Source organism: Runella sp. CRIBMP, from assembly GCF_009905605.1.
GTDB lineage: Bacteria > Bacteroidota > Bacteroidia > Cytophagales > Spirosomataceae > Runella.
This window is the reverse complement of record NZ_JAAAKZ010000009.1, coordinates 136583-152560: the sequence shown is the minus strand read 5'-3', so window position 1 is coordinate 152560 and position 15978 is coordinate 136583. Positions and strand designations below refer to the sequence as shown.

General features: G+C 45.7%; 11 protein-coding genes. 8 read left to right on the top strand and 3 right to left on the bottom strand.

Going from position 1 to position 15978, the window contains the following annotated elements:
- Positions 1–116 precede the first annotated feature (116 nt).
- Positions 117–3098, top strand: coding sequence for a prolyl oligopeptidase family serine peptidase (locus GVN20_RS20035; protein ID WP_166560053.1), 2982 nt, complete (start codon positions 117–119; stop codon positions 3096–3098).
- A 55-nt stretch (positions 3099–3153) separates the two neighbouring features.
- On the opposite strand, the gene GVN20_RS20030 is transcribed toward GVN20_RS20035, so the two are convergent.
- Positions 3154–3702, bottom strand: coding sequence for a GNAT family N-acetyltransferase (locus GVN20_RS20030; RefSeq protein ID WP_310586835.1), 549 nt, complete (start codon positions 3700–3702; stop codon positions 3154–3156).
- A gap of 153 nt (positions 3703–3855) precedes the next feature.
- On the opposite strand from GVN20_RS20030, the gene GVN20_RS20025 reads away from it, so the two are divergent.
- From GVN20_RS20025 to GVN20_RS20015, 3 genes are all read left to right on the top strand, one after another.
- Complete coding sequence (locus GVN20_RS20025; RefSeq protein WP_166560052.1) at positions 3856–4737, top strand: ABC transporter ATP-binding protein; 882 nt, start codon at positions 3856–3858, stop codon at positions 4735–4737.
- Positions 4738–4813: 76 nt separating this feature from the next.
- Positions 4814–5173, top strand: coding sequence for a four helix bundle protein (locus GVN20_RS20020; RefSeq protein ID WP_166560051.1), 360 nt, complete (start codon positions 4814–4816; stop codon positions 5171–5173).
- A gap of 43 nt (positions 5174–5216) precedes the next feature.
- Positions 5217–8846 (top strand): M1 family aminopeptidase, encoded by a 3630-nt coding sequence (locus tag GVN20_RS20015; protein WP_166560050.1) that lies wholly within the window; start codon positions 5217–5219, stop codon positions 8844–8846.
- A 114-nt stretch (positions 8847–8960) separates the two neighbouring features.
- On the opposite strand, the gene GVN20_RS20010 is transcribed toward GVN20_RS20015, so the two are convergent.
- Entirely contained in the window at positions 8961–10181 is a 1221-nt protein-coding gene (locus GVN20_RS20010; RefSeq protein WP_166560049.1) for a DUF418 domain-containing protein, read from the bottom strand.
- Between the two features lie 162 nt (positions 10182–10343).
- Between GVN20_RS20010 and GVN20_RS20005 the strand changes: the two genes are divergently transcribed.
- Both GVN20_RS20005 and GVN20_RS20000 read left to right on the top strand, forming a co-directional pair.
- Complete coding sequence (locus GVN20_RS20005) at positions 10344–11270, top strand: sugar phosphate isomerase/epimerase (RefSeq protein ID WP_166560048.1); 927 nt, start codon at positions 10344–10346, stop codon at positions 11268–11270.
- Between the two features lie 78 nt (positions 11271–11348).
- Complete coding sequence (locus tag GVN20_RS20000; protein WP_166560047.1) at positions 11349–12371, top strand: radical SAM/SPASM domain-containing protein; 1023 nt, start codon at positions 11349–11351, stop codon at positions 12369–12371.
- A gap of 89 nt (positions 12372–12460) precedes the next feature.
- On the opposite strand, the gene GVN20_RS19995 is transcribed toward GVN20_RS20000, so the two are convergent.
- Positions 12461–13300, bottom strand: coding sequence for a hypothetical protein (locus GVN20_RS19995; RefSeq protein WP_166560046.1), 840 nt, complete (start codon positions 13298–13300; stop codon positions 12461–12463).
- A gap of 578 nt (positions 13301–13878) precedes the next feature.
- On the opposite strand from GVN20_RS19995, the gene GVN20_RS19990 reads away from it, so the two are divergent.
- Positions 13879–14670 carry an SDR family oxidoreductase gene (locus tag GVN20_RS19990; RefSeq protein ID WP_166560045.1) on the top strand — a complete coding sequence of 264 codons (792 nt, stop codon included), beginning with the start codon at positions 13879–13881 and terminating at the stop codon, positions 14668–14670.
- A gap of 75 nt (positions 14671–14745) precedes the next feature.
- Positions 14746–15963 carry an L-fucose:H+ symporter permease gene (gene fucP / locus GVN20_RS19985; protein ID WP_166560044.1) on the top strand — a complete coding sequence of 406 codons (1218 nt, stop codon included), beginning with the start codon at positions 14746–14748 and terminating at the stop codon, positions 15961–15963.
- Positions 15964–15978: the final 15 nt, after the last annotated feature.

Below are 15978 nucleotides of genomic sequence, written 5' to 3'. Positions count from 1 at the left end.
CCTTTCTTTTATCTTCATCCGCAAAAGTTGCGAAATAATTGCTTTACCAAGTAACGCTGCTCTTGCTTACATTTGTTCAAAATTCTTAATTCATCCCTTCTAAACTCCAAATTTTTATGAAAAAACTCTTTGTGCTACTTGGTTTCTTCCTCAGCACATTCGCCATTGCCCAACCTAAACCCAAGCCAGCGATGACGTGGAAAGACGTACTGACGTGGAAAGCAATACCGGGTTTTGGCGGCACCCAGCTATCCCCCGACGGTCAGTGGTATGCATACGTGCTGAGTACGTATGAAAGCGACGCCGAACTCATCATCCAAAAAACAACCGACTCCACCAAATACGTATACCCCATCGGTGCGCCGACATTTGCACAGATGAGTTTTTCGGAAAATAGCAAGTGGATTGCGTTCAAGGTGTTTGCAAAAGACAAAGACAAGAAAGCCGCCACTAAGCCCGGCGGCAAGCCGATTCCAGACAAAGTATTTTTGGTAGAACTGGCATCCAACAAAAAAACTGAATTTGACCGCGTAAAATCCTTTGCCTTCAACGGCGAAAAAGCGACGCATTTGGCGTTGTCACTTACGGCAGCAGGCGGAGGTGCACCCGCTGGATCTCCAAGCGGCGATGCCGCCAAAGGCTCCGATTTATTATTGTTTGACCTTGCCACGAGCAAAATCCAAAACATTGGCAACGTATCAGAAATGGCGTTTGACAAATCTGGAAACTGGCTGGCGCTGACCATTGATGCCAACGAAAAAGCAGGAAATGGCGTGCAACTCCGCAACATGACCACTGGCGTAACCCTTACGATGGACAATGACAAAGCCCGTTATCAGTCGCTCAACTGGACCGAAAAGGGCGATGCACTGGCCTTGCTAAAAAGTACGAAGGATGAAAAATACAAAAATGAACGCGTTGGCGTATTGGGCATCAAAAACTTCGGAACCATGCCAGAGTTGACCGCGTATGAACCCAAAACCGACAGCATTAATTTTCCGAAAGGAATGACCGTTAGCCCCAACCGTTCGCCTTATTGGTCAGAAGATTTGACGCGTTTGTTCTTCGGAATTCATAAACTAGAACTGGCAAAGAAAGATGATAAAAAAACCGCCGAAGCCAAGAAGGACAGCACTAAAAAACTTTCTGACGTCGAAAAATTAGCCAAAATCAAAGCCGATACTACCCTCAAAACCCTTGACGATTTACAAAAAGCATTGGCAAAACTTAAAACGGATTCCACCAAAACCACCGTTGCCGCCAAAACCGACGATGCCGAAAAACCCGAAGTGACCGTTTGGCATTGGCAGGACAAACGCCTCCAATCGCGGCAGCAAGTGCAGGAAACACAAGATAAAAACCAGAATTACCTGTCGATGTACGACGTGGCCGCCAAGAAGTTTATTCAATTGGCCGACAGCACCGTTAAAAACGTATCGGCAGCGCCCAAACAGCTCTTTGGCTTGGGAACCGACAATTCAAACTACGAACTGGAAAGCAGCCTTGACGGGCAAAATTATGTCGATGTTTATTTGGTTGACCTCAAAACTGGCAAACGTGACAAAATCCGTGAGAAGCATTATTTGCCTAGTTTCTGGGCCAGCCCGCAACCCTCACCCGACGGAACCAAATTTCTCTACTGGGAAGGCACGCATTATTTCTTGTACGATATGATCAACAAAACGTCGCGCAATCTTACCCAAGACATCAAGACATCTTTTGTTGACGTAGAAGACGACCACAACCAAAAAACGCCACCGTACGGCATCATCGGCTGGAGCAACGACAGCAAAGCGGTATTGTTGAGCGATGGCTGGGATATTTGGCAAGTGCCCACCGACTTGAAGGACCCCAAAGGGAAAGCACTTATAGCCTTCAACTTAACCCAAAATGGCAAACGCGATAAAATCCGCTATGAGCAACGCTACCAACTTGACCCCGAAGAAAAAGGAATTGATTTGAAAAAACCGATTTATGTACGCATCTACGGTGAATGGACCAAAAAGAGCGGTCTGGCGCGCATTGAAAACGGGAAAACGTTGGTTGTCAAACCTTTGATTTGGGAAGATGCGGCCATCGGAAGCCTCACCAAAGCCAAAAAAGCCGATGTATTCGTGTTTGCGAAAGAAACATTCACCAAACCGCGTCAGTATTTTGTGAGCAACAGTGTGGAGTTAACTTCTGAAAAGCAACTCACCAAGAATGCGCCGTTGTTTGACAAATACGCTTGGTCGGCAGGAACGCGTTTGGTTGATTATGTAAGTGATAAAGGCGATTCGTTGCAGGGAGCACTGTTTTTGCCCGCTGGCTATGAGCAGGGCAAAAAATACCCAACCATCATTTATTACTACGAAAAACTTTCGCAATCACTGCACAACTTCTCTAACCCAAGCTACTCAGGAACAGGCTGGAACCCAGCCATCTACACCTCCAACGGCTACGCCGTATTTATTCCCGACATAGTGTACAAACTCAACGACCCGGGTATGTCGGCTGTGTGGTGTGTGTTGCCAGGCGTAAAAGCGGCACTCAAAACGGGCGTAATTGACGAAACTCGCATGGGTATTCACGGACACTCGTGGGGCGGCTACCAGACCAGTTTCTTGATTACCCAAACCAATATGTTTAAAGCCGCCGCCGCTGGTGCACCGCTGACCGATATGATTTCGATGTATAATCTCATTTACAAAAACAGCGGTACAAGCAACGGCCAGATTTTTGAAGGCTCACAAGGACGCTTGGTGGCTCCTTGGGAAAACTGGGATGCCTACCACCGCAATTCACCGATTTATCACGTCACTAAAGTACAAACGCCGCTGTTGCTGTTGCACAACGACGCCGACGGTGCCGTAGACTTTACGCAGGGTGTGGAATTTTATACGGCCTTGCGCCGCCTAAAAAAGCCCGTAGTGATGATGCAGTACAAAGGCGAAAACCACGGCTTGGCCAAACAACCCAATCGCAAAGATTATTCGGTAAGAATGATGGAATTTTTTGACGCGCAACTGAAAGGCAAACCCGCACCCGAATGGTGGTCAAAAGGAATTCCGCGTCTGGATTTAGAAAAGCACTTGGAAAACCGCATTTTTGAAGATTAAAAGTATTAGTCATCGGCACCGGCCGCGCGGCTAAAAGGGTCGAGCAATAGATGCTTTACAATAGCCCTGACGAGATTCCAGTCTTGTCAGGGTTCTTTGTTTCTTCCCTAAACTTTACATAAACATGTTCGTCCCATATTTTATCTTCTTTGCAGACGGATTGCCGCAACACCGCTTCAAACTGATAACCAGCCTTTTCTAGCACGCGCATAGAAGCGCGGTTGTATTCAAAAACACCAGCATACAGCCGATGTACCTCGTAGTGTCTAAAAGTATATTCCGTCATTTCTTTTACCGCTTCAGCCATGATTCCCCGGCCCCAAAAGGGTTCGGCCAGCCAATAGCCAATCTCAGCATTTTTACGAAAAACATCTTTTTGCAGGATGATTCCCACCCCACCTACGGCTTCTCCCTCCACGTCGATGGCAAATACGGTAGGGCGTTTTTCCATTTCACAAAGTTCAATCCAATGGTGAGCATCGTCGAGCGTATAAGGATGCGGAAAGGAATCACGTACGTTACGCCAGATTCGGTAATTGTTGGCATATTTGGCTAGCGCTGGTTCGTCGCCTATTTGCCAACGGCGTAGATGATAAGGCATCATTTTATGACTTTGTTTTTAACAAAAATACAAAAACATCTTATTCCCGCACTACCGCTTGACGTTCATCTGCTTATGTTGCCTTTAATCCAAAATTTATCCTGATTCTATATGTCTTTTTACTATTTTCGTAAAAACAACCCTTACAGATATTTTATGAAACTAACCATCCAAAATCTCTCCAAAACGTATTCAAATGGAGTACAAGCGCTCAAAGGCGTATCGTTGACCATCAATCAAGGCATGTTTGGGCTACTGGGGCCCAATGGCGCTGGGAAATCATCGCTCATGCGAACCATCGCTACGCTCCAAGAAGCCGACAGTGGTAGCGTAATGCTGGGCGATTTAGACGTGCTTCGTCAGAAAGAAGGAGTTCGCAAAGTACTGGGATATTTACCCCAAGAATTCGGGGTATATCCACGAGTAACAGCCGAAACCATGCTCGACCACATTGCGAGTTTGAAGGGCATCCAAAATGCCAAACAGCGCAAAGAAATTGTGGAAGGGCTGTTGCAAAAAGTAAATCTGTTTCAAGTCAGAAAGAAAAATTTAGGGACATTTTCGGGGGGGATGAAACAACGTTTTGGCATAGCGCAGGCATTGTTGGGCAATCCAAAACTCATCATTGTGGATGAACCGACCGCGGGTCTCGACCCTGCCGAAAGAAATCGTTTTCATAACCTTCTTTCAGAAATCGGCGAAAATACGATTGTGATTCTCTCGACCCATATTGTGGAAGATGTCACAAATTTATGTTCCGACATGGCCATTATATGCCTCGGCGAAGTGGTTGCACAAGGCAATCCAAACGACTTAGTGAAAGAAATCAGCGGTAAGGTGTGGAAAAAAATGATTGATAAGTCGGAATTAGAGCATTATCAGACCAATTATGAGGTCATTTCTACGTCGTTGAAAATGGGTAAAACCCAAATAAGGGTCATTTCAGAGGAGCCACTTAGCAGTTTTGAACTCGCCACTGCCGATTTGGAAGACGTTTATTTCTCCGAAATTACAAAACGAGTGGGATTGGCAGTGTAGATTTTTAGAAGCCAGAAGAGAGAAGTGAGTAGCGAGAATAAAATAGAGTTTTAACTCGACAACATTGAATGATACAATGGAAAAATCAAAAGGATTTAAAGAGTTAATTGTATGGCAAAAAGCCCATCAACTTGTTTTGGCAGTTTATCAACTCACTCGTACTTTTCCCAAAGAAGAATTGTTTGGTTTAGTCTCACAAATGCGTCGTAGTTCAATTTCAGTAGCTGCCAATATTACGGAAGGCTACCGTAAACGGACAAAACCAGATAAAATAAAATTTATGAATATTGCACAAGGTTCTTTGGACGAAACGCACTACTATCTAATCTTATCTCAAGATTTGGCTTATGCCGATACAATGGTTTTACAAAATCAACCGGAGGAAGTAGCAAAACTTTTGAACGCGTACACCCACGCAATCGAAGCATCAAAGTAAAAAACTACTCGCTACTCACTCCTCATACCTCACTCCTAAAATTATGTTCAAAGAAATATTCCTTTTCGAGTTAAAATATCGCTTCAAGCGCCCTGCCACTTATCTGTATTTTGGCCTGCTGTTTTTGTTCATGTTCCTGAATATTATTTACGGCAGCGGTCCCGCTTCCGAAAAAGCCAATCTCAATTCGCCCTACGCCATCTCACAGATGCTGATTATCATCTCCATTTTTGCCAGCTTAATCAGCTCCGCCATCATGGGTGTACCCATCTATCGCGATGTAGAATTTGGCACCAAAGATTACTTTTTTAGCTTTCCCATTACCGAAAAAGGCTACTTAATGGGGCGTTTTTTGGGGTCATTTGTTACACTTTTGTTTGTATGTTTTGGTATGGTATTAGGCATCCTGCTGGGAGGTATTTTAGGGCCCCTGCTCGGACTGGCCGAAAACGCAAGCCGCTTTGCTCCCGTCAATCTATGGCATCACATACAGCCTTATTTGCTATTTGTTGTACCCAACATGCTGTTTACGGGCTGTTTGTTTTTTAGTTTGGTAGCACTCACACGCAAGGTGTTTATTATCTACTCGGGAGGTATTTTACTGCTGATTGCTTATCTACTTTCAACCGTTTTGACCCGTGATTTGGAAAACAAAAACCTCGTGGATTTGATTGACCCCTTCGGGCTAACCACTTTCAACAACGCTACTAAATACTGGACTCCTTTTGAACAAAACACCCTCACCGCCCCACTCGTAGGAAATCTCCTCTACAACCGCCTGATATGGACAGGCTTAGGATTAGTGGTATTTTTGGGCGTATTGTATCGGTTTAGTTTTCAGCGGTTTCTGTCGGTAAAGCTTGGCAAGAAACAAAAAGACGAAGAGCGTCCAACCACCCGTTTGTCGCTGGCAGATTTGCCCGTGGCCGATAAAATCTATTCAAGTAGCATCTTTCTTCGCCAAATGTTCAGCCAAGCGTGGTTGGAGTTCGGGCAGATTATCCGTGACCCGTACTTTATTGCCATCATGGTTGGGGCGTTGTTTTTTCTGTTTACGGATGGATGGTTTGGTTTCCCACAGTTCGGAACCCCCTCATTGCCTTTGACCTACTACATGATTGAGGTCAAAGACTTCAACTATGGCTTGTTCGTGTATATTATCTTGATTTTTTATACGGGAGAAGTAGTCCATCGAGACAAGTCGGTGAAGTACAACCTCATCTCTGACTCGTTGCCCGTACCCAACTGGATGGTGTACGGCTCTAAGTTTTTGGCCATTGTGTTGGTTGGATTTGTGCTAGCTAACTTGGTGATTGTGAGCGGAGTCGCCAATCAAATCATAAAAGGGTATTTCAACTTTGAGTTTGATAAGTACTTCACCGACTTGTATTTGATTGAGTTTCCCGAATACGTCGAATTGGCGATGTTGGCATTTTTTATGCATATTTTGGTCAACCAAAAATTTCTCGGACACATTCTTACCATCGGGCTTTGGTTTTTGTTGGGTAGCATTCAGAGTTTTGCCGAAATCAACTACAACCTGTTCTTTTTCAGCTATTTCCCCAACTACCGCATTTCGGACATGAATGGCTTTGGTCATTTTGCCAAGCCCCTTTTTTGGTTTCATTTTAACTGGTTGGCGTTGGGTGCTTTGCTTCTGGTGGTGGGCAATTTGTTTTGGAACCGAGGGTCTGAAGATGCTTTCAAAGCCCGTTGGCAATTGATGAAGCAGCGTCTCAGCGGCAAATCATACGCATGGCTCACACTTTTTACGGTGCTGTGGCTGGGGGCAAGTGCGTACATTTACTACAACGTGAGCATCCTAAACAAATACGTCGGAATTGAAGAAGGACGACAACAAGGCGCAAATTATGAGAAGAAATACAAAAAGTACGAGCGTACGCCCCAACCTAAAGTGATAGACGTGAAGGTGAATATTGACCTTTTTCCGAATGAGCGGGCGTGTGATGCCCAAGGTGTATTTACGCTCGTCAACAAAACCCAAGTGCCAATTGATTCTCTGCACCTGAACATGGGTAGCCCTATCGCTCATACCGACATCAAAAAGTTGACCATCAACGGAATAGCTCCAAAAATCATTTTGGATGACAAAGAGTTAGAGTATCAGATTTATCGTCTTCCCCAGACGCTGCAACCGGGTGATACCGTAAAAATGGAAGTGGTTGTACGCGCCGAAAACCGGGGTTTTGAAAATAGCGGTTTGAGCCGTGAAATTGTTGAAAATGGGACATTTTTTGACCTCCAAATCTTTCCTTCAATGGGTTATGGTGGCGACAAAATTGACTCGGATAAGTACCGCAAAAAATACGGTTTGCCCGAAAAGAAATATACGTTACCTACGCAATCCGATGCTTTTGGGTTGAGTACGTTGCTCTTCAACGACGATGCCGATTTGGTGACCTTTGAAGGCACGGTCAGTACCGAACCCGACCAGATTGCCATTATGCCCGGCTACCTCCAAAAAGAGTGGACCGACAAGGGACGGCGGTATTTTTACTACAAACAAGAAGGGCTGATGGACTTGTTTTTTAACGTTTGTTCGGCTCGCTACACGGTCAAGAAAGACGTTTGGAAAGCCCCCGACGGCAAGGAAATCAAAATTGCGATTTATCACCACCCCGGCCACGAGAAGAATTTAGGCCATTTCATCAAAGGCGTAAAGGATGCATTGGCGTACAATCACGTCAATTATCGACCGTATCAGTACAGCGAAATGCGGATTATTGAGTTTCCGCGCTACGCAGGTTTTGCGCAATCGTTTCCTAATACCGTGCCTTACACCGAAAGTTTTGGCTGGGTAGCCGATTTCTCTGACCCCAACGACACCGACTACGCCTACTACGTGACGGCCCACGAAGTAGCGCACCAATGGTGGGGGCACCAGATTTGTCCGAGTTATACGCGCGGGGCCAATCAGATTTCAGAATCTATGGCCGAATACTCTTCGCTCATGGTGTTGAAGAAAGAATACGGCGAAGATGCCATGCAAAACCGCCTCAAGTATTGCTTAGATGCCTACCTGCGCGGGCGTTCTAACGAAAGCAAGTTTGAAGAAACGCTCCTCGAAAACGACAGCCGTTCTTACGTGTGGTACGACAAAGGCTCGTTGGTACTCTACGCTTTGCAAGACCTGATTGGAGAAAAGAACATGAACAAAGCCCTCAGTGATTTTGCCAATGAAAATGCGTTTCTGGAAAAACCTCCGTATCCAACCTCGGGCAAGTGGTTTGCGGCACTACGGAAAGTCGTGCCTGATTCGTTGCAGTATTTTGCCCAAGATAGTTTTGAGAAAATAGCCTTGTACGAAAACCGAATTACCAAAGCCGAAGCCACCAAAGGAAAAGGCAACGAGTACAAGGTAAAACTCACCGTACAGGCCAAAAAACTCTACTACGACAAGCAAGGAAAGGAAATAAGTACGGGCAAAGGGCGCGATTATATTGACATTGGTATCTTTGCCGAAGAAGGTAAAAATGCCAAAGGCATGAAGAAAAAAGTGCCGCTGTACCTCAAAAAACATTGGCTTACCCCTGGCGAGCACACGCTCGAATTTACCGTCAAAGGCGAACCCAAAAAAGCAGGTATTGACCCGTACAACAAACTCATTGACCGAATTTCGGACGATAATGTGACGACGGTGGAGGGGTTGTAGAGATGGGGCATCCCGTGCGGGAAGCTCTATAAATTTTCACTCGTTTATAAATACCCATGCTTTAAATTTTTGCAAACGTGCCGGCGGGTTTGAAAACCCGCCGGCACGTTTAGTTTAAAACTCAGCGACCAAATCACGGCGTTTTAATGGCTGCCAACGCAAGTACGTAAGCGAACGCCAGAGCCACTCGACTGGCCCGTAGGTGTAGTTTGAAAGCCACCAACGGCTAAAAATAATCTGCACGACAAAGACTGGAATCGTCATGAGCAAGCAAATCCAAGGGTTTACCTCGCCCATCAGGTTGAAACCTACCCCGTAAAAAAGAATTATCCCAATCAGGGTCTGACTTAGATACGAAGTAAGGGCCATTTTGCCGATAACCGAAAAATTTTGCAACGCTCCCTGCCAACTTTTCTTTTGCAATAAAAGCGTCATGCCCACGATGTAGAAAATCGTCAGCAACATACAATGGACATCATATAACGCGCTCATCAGGAGGTTAAACCACGGTTTTGGTTCGCCACTGCCAAAGAAAATTCCCAACGGAACCGCCACCGCAATGATACCCAAAGTGGCAAATCCGCTGATTTTAAGCCATTTTTTAAAAAACAATCGGTGCTCCTCCCATTTGGCAAACCATTTGCGTCGCCCTGCCAACAAACCCAACAAAAAATAACCGAGCGTAATGTAAATACGACCGCTGTCAAACTGAAAGTCAAATTTATCGACAATGGCGGGCACATTGGCCATGAGGAGTTCACGGTAATTCCCCTTTTTTACGGTATCCCAATACGACTTGTTTTTTTGCTCATTTTGTTTTTGTTGCTGAGCCGTTGGCGGCGGGGTTGGATAGAAAACCCGGTATCCATCACGGATGCGAATCGGAAGGTTAAGAATCAGCAATAACGATGCGATAATCAACACCTTGTCGGAAGCATTGCGAAACAAAATCATGACCAAACCTACGACAAAATAAATGCTTAGGATGTCGCCTCGCCAATGCAGGCTGTGCGCCAAACCAATCAATCCCAAAATAAACAAACGCCACACAAACCGCCCGATGGTAAAACTTTTGCTCTCCATTTGCAGCGCAAAACTTAAACCAAACAGAAAGGAAAAAAAGGTGTAAAATTTCCCCGAAACAAAAATCCCTTCGAAGGCCCCCGCGATTTGAAAACCGATGTCGTTGGTATATTTCTGAAAAATATCGTTGGGGGTAGGCCCTGCGTTGAACCAATACGTAATATGGGCAATGAGAATTCCTAAAAGGGCAAAACCCCGCAGACCGTCAATGAGTAGAATGCGCTCCTTGGGAGCAATGGCTGTTGTTTTCATAAAATTTGTGTTAATGGCTTGTATAGTAGGCAAAAGACATTTTAACCGCACTTCTCCCCTACGGACTTATGGAATAATTACGACACCTTTTTTGAAGCACAATTCCTTTGCATCAATGGCTTTTTAGTAAGTTGCAGGCAAATTCACCAAACATTCCTAAACATGTTAAAACTTGGATTTGTAAGCGCCATTTTGGCCGATTTTGGCTATGAACACGTTATTGATTTTGCCGCAAATCACGGATTCTCTTGCGTTGAAATGATGTGCTGGCCCACCAACAACGCCGACGCTCGACGCTATGCGGGTGTCACACACATTGATGCTGACCGCGTACTCACCGATAACATCTACGCCCACAATCTCATTCATTTTGCCAAAGAAAAACAGGTAACCATTTCAGCATTAGGCTATTACCCCAACCCTTTGGACCCCGATACCGAAAAAGCCGTTTTTTACCGCGAACACATCAAGCAATTAATCAAAGCCGCCGCGAAGCTGGGCTTACACAACGTCAATACGTTTATCGGCCGCGATCCGTCCAAAAGCATCACCGAAAACCTGAAAACGTTTGGTAAAGTATGGCCCGAAATTATTCAGGTAGCCGAAGCCCACAATGTCAAAATCGGCATCGAAAACTGTCCCATGTTTTTTACGGACGACGAGTGGCCTGGCGGCAAAAACTTAGCCACCACACCCGCCGTGTGGGACCGCATGTTTGAAATCATACCAAGCCCTATTTTGGGTTTGAATTACGACCCGTCGCACATGATTTGGCAGATGATGGACGAAGCAAAACCCATTTATGATTACAAAGACCGCCTGCATCATATCCACCTCAAAGACGCCAAGCTCTACAAAGAAAAGCTCGACCGTGTGGGTATTATGGCCAATCCGCTTGAGTATCACAGCCCAAAACTCCCCGGCTTGGGCGATGTAAACTGGCGTAAATTCTTCGCGGCCCTGACCGACGTGCGCTACCGAGGCCCCGTATGTATTGAAGTCGAAGACAAAGCCTATGAAGGTAGTATTGACGACGTAAAAGAGGCGATTTTGACCAGTAGAAACTATTTGCGTCAGTTTTTAGGGTAACAGAAATCACCCATGCCAAGCAACTTTCCGAAAGATGTACTACCTTTCGGAAAGTTTTTTTATTTCCACTCCTCGCAAATGAACCAGAACCTAAATGATGGGCTCAATTTCTTGTCTAAACTCTCCCGTAAGCGGGTTTGGAATGCCCTGAAGGTGATTTATAGTTTTTACGAATCCAAATGGACGGGTAAAGCCACCCAACGCGGCTTGCCGATGAGCATTTCTTTTGAGCCCACCACGAGCTGCAATCTTCGCTGCCCAGAGTGCCCCAGTGGTCTGCGGTCTTTTACCCGGCCTACAGGAATGTTGGAAGATGGGTTATTCAAAAAGACCATCGACGAGCTTTCGGATACGCTTTTGTACCTCATTTTTTATTTTCAGGGAGAACCTTATCTGCACCCCAAATTTTTGGAATTGGTCAAATATGCTTCCAAAAAAGGCATCTACACCGCCACCTCCACCAACGCCCATTATCTCAACGACGCCACCGCCCGTCGCACGGTGGAAAGTGGCCTCGACCGCCTTATTGTGTCAATAGATGGTACTACGCAGGATGTGTACGAACAATACCGCGTAGGCGGGAAACTAGAAAAGGTACTGGACGGAACCCGCAACATCCTGAAATGGAAACGCGAACTGAAGTCAAAAACACCGCACGTCGTCTTTCAGTTTTTGGTGGTACAACCCAACGAACACCAAATCGAAGACGTAAAACGACTGGCCGACGAGCTGGGCGTAGATGAACTAGGCCTCAAAACCGCCCAAATTTACGATTACGAACAAGGTGACCCGCTGATTCCGACCATTGATAAATACTCCCGTTATTCGCAAAAGCCCGATGGCACGTATCAAATCAAAAACGGTTTGGACGGACATTGCTGGAAAATGTGGCACTCGTGCGTCATCACGTGGGACGGCAAGGTGGTTCCGTGCTGTTTTGACAAAGATGCACACTACAGATTAGGTGACGTATCGGAAACGACATTCAAAAATCTTTGGCAAAGCGATGCTTACCATCAGTTTCGCCAAACGCTGATTCGGTCACGCTCGGAGATTGAAATGTGCAAAAACTGCACCGAAGGCACGCAGGTGTGGGCGTGATTTACAGAAGTGAGAAGTCAGAATAGCAAGGAGGCTGCTTTACTTCGGTAAAGCAGCCTCCTTGCATTAATAAAATATCATTGCTGAAACTATGGCGCTTGCAAGGTGCAATATTGCAAATCCAAGTGAATCACATAAACCGACTTAGGCGCAATCGAACCCGTCAAACTTGTGCCTTTGTAGCTCGAAGGCCCCGAAAACAGCCCCGCTGCTGGTCGGCTGGCTGGAACAGTATCGTATCCCTGAATTTTTACGGATTCGGTTTCACCAGTTTTCAATGACCAGCCTGGAGCCAAAGTGATGGTGTAGTTGCCCGCGGCATCAATAACCACCGTACCCGCTACTTTGGTTTGACCTGCGTAAATAGTTTTCACGCCCGAGCCTGCGGGGTAGTAATACCACCAGGCTTTGCCTCCTCCTTTGATTTCACCGCCAAAACCTGTATCGTAGGTATAAACACAAACTGGTGGAGGCGGACAAAGCGTAACGATTTTGTAGATATTCGATACCTCAACTGGCGTTCCACCTGCACCAACAATTCTTAAGGCCGTTGTTACTTCATCACAAGCCTCCAATGTACCCACGGGTTTTGTGAATTCATAGACATTGTCTTCTCCGCCCCCTTGCACTACATCATCCACAAATAGATTCCCAATTTGATCTGGATTGGGTGCCCCCTCTTCATTACGATACACTTTGTAATAAACGGTAGTGGCGTCGTTCCAGACTTCTACGATGACCCCACTATCATAGTTGTAAGTAACCTTAGAATCGGCGTAATCTTCTACGCAATCACAATCGGCGGCTTCTCTCAACGCGCTACGAGAGGGAGTTGTGGAGGGGGCAGAGGCATCTAATACCTCTTTTTGACATGCGACAAACATGCTGCCGACCAAGGCCAGCAGGCATACAAAACGGATTGTTTTCATTTTAGGTAAAGTTGGTTTTAAGGATTAAGAACAATTACTGAATAACTGCCTTTGGGTGGGGAGTATCTTTTCTAATTACCCACATTTTACAGTATTATAAATTTATACAATACCCTATATTAGACAAAAAAATATACCAATAATTTAAATAAAATTTATCTAACGGCCATTTTTTATATTTAAAAGAAAATAAAACCACAACAGGCTATTTTTATTCCGAAAAATAAATTTCACTACAAAGTATAAAAAATTCCCGCTCCATTCAGACCCAGAAGTCAATACTCATTCATCATGGGCAGCCCTGAACGGCCTTGTATAAACGAAGGGATTTATCAATAAAAAAAAGGTTATTACGACAACAGGTACAAAAAGTCGTTTCCGAAGTAGTTTTTAGTAGTATTATTGTGCAGGATTTTGGTACAATTCTACTTTAATGCAAGAAAAACGATTACCCCGCCCATGAAGCAGTGTTGTCGACAGGCAGTCGTTCGTTTTGACCCTGAATCAAAGAGTAGAATTGTATTATAAAGCCGCTTATGACCGTTATTATTCTCTTCAAATAAATCTTTTTTAATCAAGTGAATCTGAACCTTAGAGAAAAAGTAATCATTGTGACGGGCGGAGCCAAAGGAATCGGCGAAGCCATTGCCCGCACCTTAGCCGTTGAAGAAGCCATTCCCGTCATTATCGGACGCAGCGCGGCCGACAATCAGGCTGTAATCGAAAAAATCGAAGCCCTCGGCGGCATCGCATACGGCATCGAAGCCGAACTCACCAACCCCGCTGAGTGCGAAAAAGCCATCCGCCTCACGGTAGAGCGCTTTGGGCGCATTGACGGATTGGTCAACAACGCGGGCGTCAACGACGGCGTTGGGCTTGAAAAAGGCAGCTATGAAGCCTTTATGGCATCGTTGCACAAAAATGTGGTGCATTATTATCTCCTCGCCCAACACGCCCTGCCGTACCTCATCAAAACCAAAGGCCCGATTGTGAATATCAGTTCCAAAGTAGCCGAGACCGGACAGGGAAATACCTCGGCCTATGCCGCCTCCAACGGAGCCCGCAACGCCCTGACGCGTGAATGGGCCGTTGAATTACTCAAATACGGCATCCGGGTCAACGCCGTGATTGTGGCCGAGTCGTGGACGCCATTGTACGAAAAATGGATTCAAACCCTGCCCAATCCTGAAGAAACCCTCAACGACATCAACAGCCGGATACCGCTCGGCAACCGCATGACCACTACCGACGAGATTGCGCACACTGTAGTATTTTTGCTTTCCAATAAATCAAGCCATACCACTGGGCAGTTGATTCACGTAGACGGTGGCTATGTGCATCTCGACCGGTCAGTAAGCAGTTTGCAGTAAGCAGTTTTGATCCAAGCTGAGTAACAAAATCAATCCCTCAATTAATATTCCTGAACCCTTTACTAACTTGTATTAATGAAAAAAGCCCCTTTACTAACCTCCAAGTACGTCCCAACCTACGTTTTCGTGACGAGCCTCTTCTTACTGTGGGGGATTGCCATCACGATGGGAGATTTGTTAAACCGTCGTTTTCAAACCGTTTTGAATGTATCGTTGGCCGATTCAGGTTTGGTCCAGTTTTCCATCTTCGGAGCTTATTTCGTAATGGGTATTCCTGCGGGGATGTTCATGAAAAAATACGGCTACAAAAACGGCGTTATTTTAGGCTTGGCGCTGTACGCCATCGGTGCTTTTATGTTTTATCCCGCTGCCGAAGCCCAATCTTTTGATTTCTTTCGATTGGCTTTATTCATTCTGGCCTGTGGTTTAGCCACGCTCGAAACCGTCGCTCACCCTTTTTCGGCCGCTCTTGGCCATGAAGATACTTCGGAGCAACGCATCAACCTTTCACAAACCTTCAACGGGGTAGGCGCCATCATTGGGCCAGTATTGGGGTCATATATTATCTTACGCAATGTTCCTACGGGCGACGTCGTAGTCGATTTAGCGCCCGTTAAATACCTCTACATCGCCATTGGTTTGGTTGTAACCGCAGTGGCGGTTTCTTTTTCATTCATCAAAGTACCGCCCCTTACATCTGAGAGTTCAGAAGACGAAGGCGGTAGCGCTGGGCCCAAAAAAGGTCTATTCCAACATCGTCACTTTATTTGGGCAGCCATTGCGCAGTTTTTCAACGTGGCCGCCCAAGGCGCTACGTGGGCTTTCTTCATCAACTATGCCGTCAAATATATCCCTGATATGACCGACGAAAAGGCGGGGTATTATTTCTCTTTCAGCATGGTACTTTTGTTGGCAGGCCGCGCGGTGGGTACGTTTTTGATGCGGTTTATTAAGCCCAACATTCTGTTGGCCATCTTTGCGGGAGCCAATATTGTGATGTGTTTAATCATCTCTCAAACCTGGGGATGGGCCTCCTTTATTGCATTGATGATGCTCAATTTCTTTATGAGTATCATGTTTCCAACCATCTTTGGGCTGGGGCTGCGCAATTTGGGCGAGCACAAGCAGCGCGCCTCTTCGTTTATCGTGATGGGCGTAGTGGGTGGTGCGGTTTTTCCTCCTATTATGGGAATGGTCGCCGACGTTGACGTGGCGCAATCTTACCTCACTCCGATTATCTGTTACGCGGTGATTTTGTTGTTTGGTTTGGTTTTCTCTAAGCCAAAAAATTGATCTTCCATATTGCTG

Coding starts and splice junctions, on each gene's coding strand:
- GVN20_RS20035 (WP_166560053.1), top strand. CDS start 117: ATGAAAAAACTCTTTGTGCTACTTGGTTTCTTCCTCAGCACATTCGCC.
- GVN20_RS20025 (WP_166560052.1), top strand. CDS start 3,856: ATGAAACTAACCATCCAAAATCTCTCCAAAACGTATTCAAATGGAGTA.
- GVN20_RS20030 (WP_310586835.1), bottom strand. CDS start 3,702: ATGATGCCTTATCATCTACGCCGTTGGCAAATAGGCGACGAACCAGCG.
- GVN20_RS20020 (WP_166560051.1), top strand. CDS start 4,814: ATGGAAAAATCAAAAGGATTTAAAGAGTTAATTGTATGGCAAAAAGCC.
- GVN20_RS20000 (WP_166560047.1), top strand. CDS start 11,349: ATGAACCAGAACCTAAATGATGGGCTCAATTTCTTGTCTAAACTCTCC.
- GVN20_RS20015 (WP_166560050.1), top strand. CDS start 5,217: ATGTTCAAAGAAATATTCCTTTTCGAGTTAAAATATCGCTTCAAGCGC.
- GVN20_RS20005 (WP_166560048.1), top strand. CDS start 10,344: ATGTTAAAACTTGGATTTGTAAGCGCCATTTTGGCCGATTTTGGCTAT.
- GVN20_RS19995 (WP_166560046.1), bottom strand. CDS start 13,300: ATGAAAACAATCCGTTTTGTATGCCTGCTGGCCTTGGTCGGCAGCATG.
- fucP (WP_166560044.1), top strand. CDS start 14,746: ATGAAAAAAGCCCCTTTACTAACCTCCAAGTACGTCCCAACCTACGTT.
- GVN20_RS20010 (WP_166560049.1), bottom strand. CDS start 10,181: ATGAAAACAACAGCCATTGCTCCCAAGGAGCGCATTCTACTCATTGAC.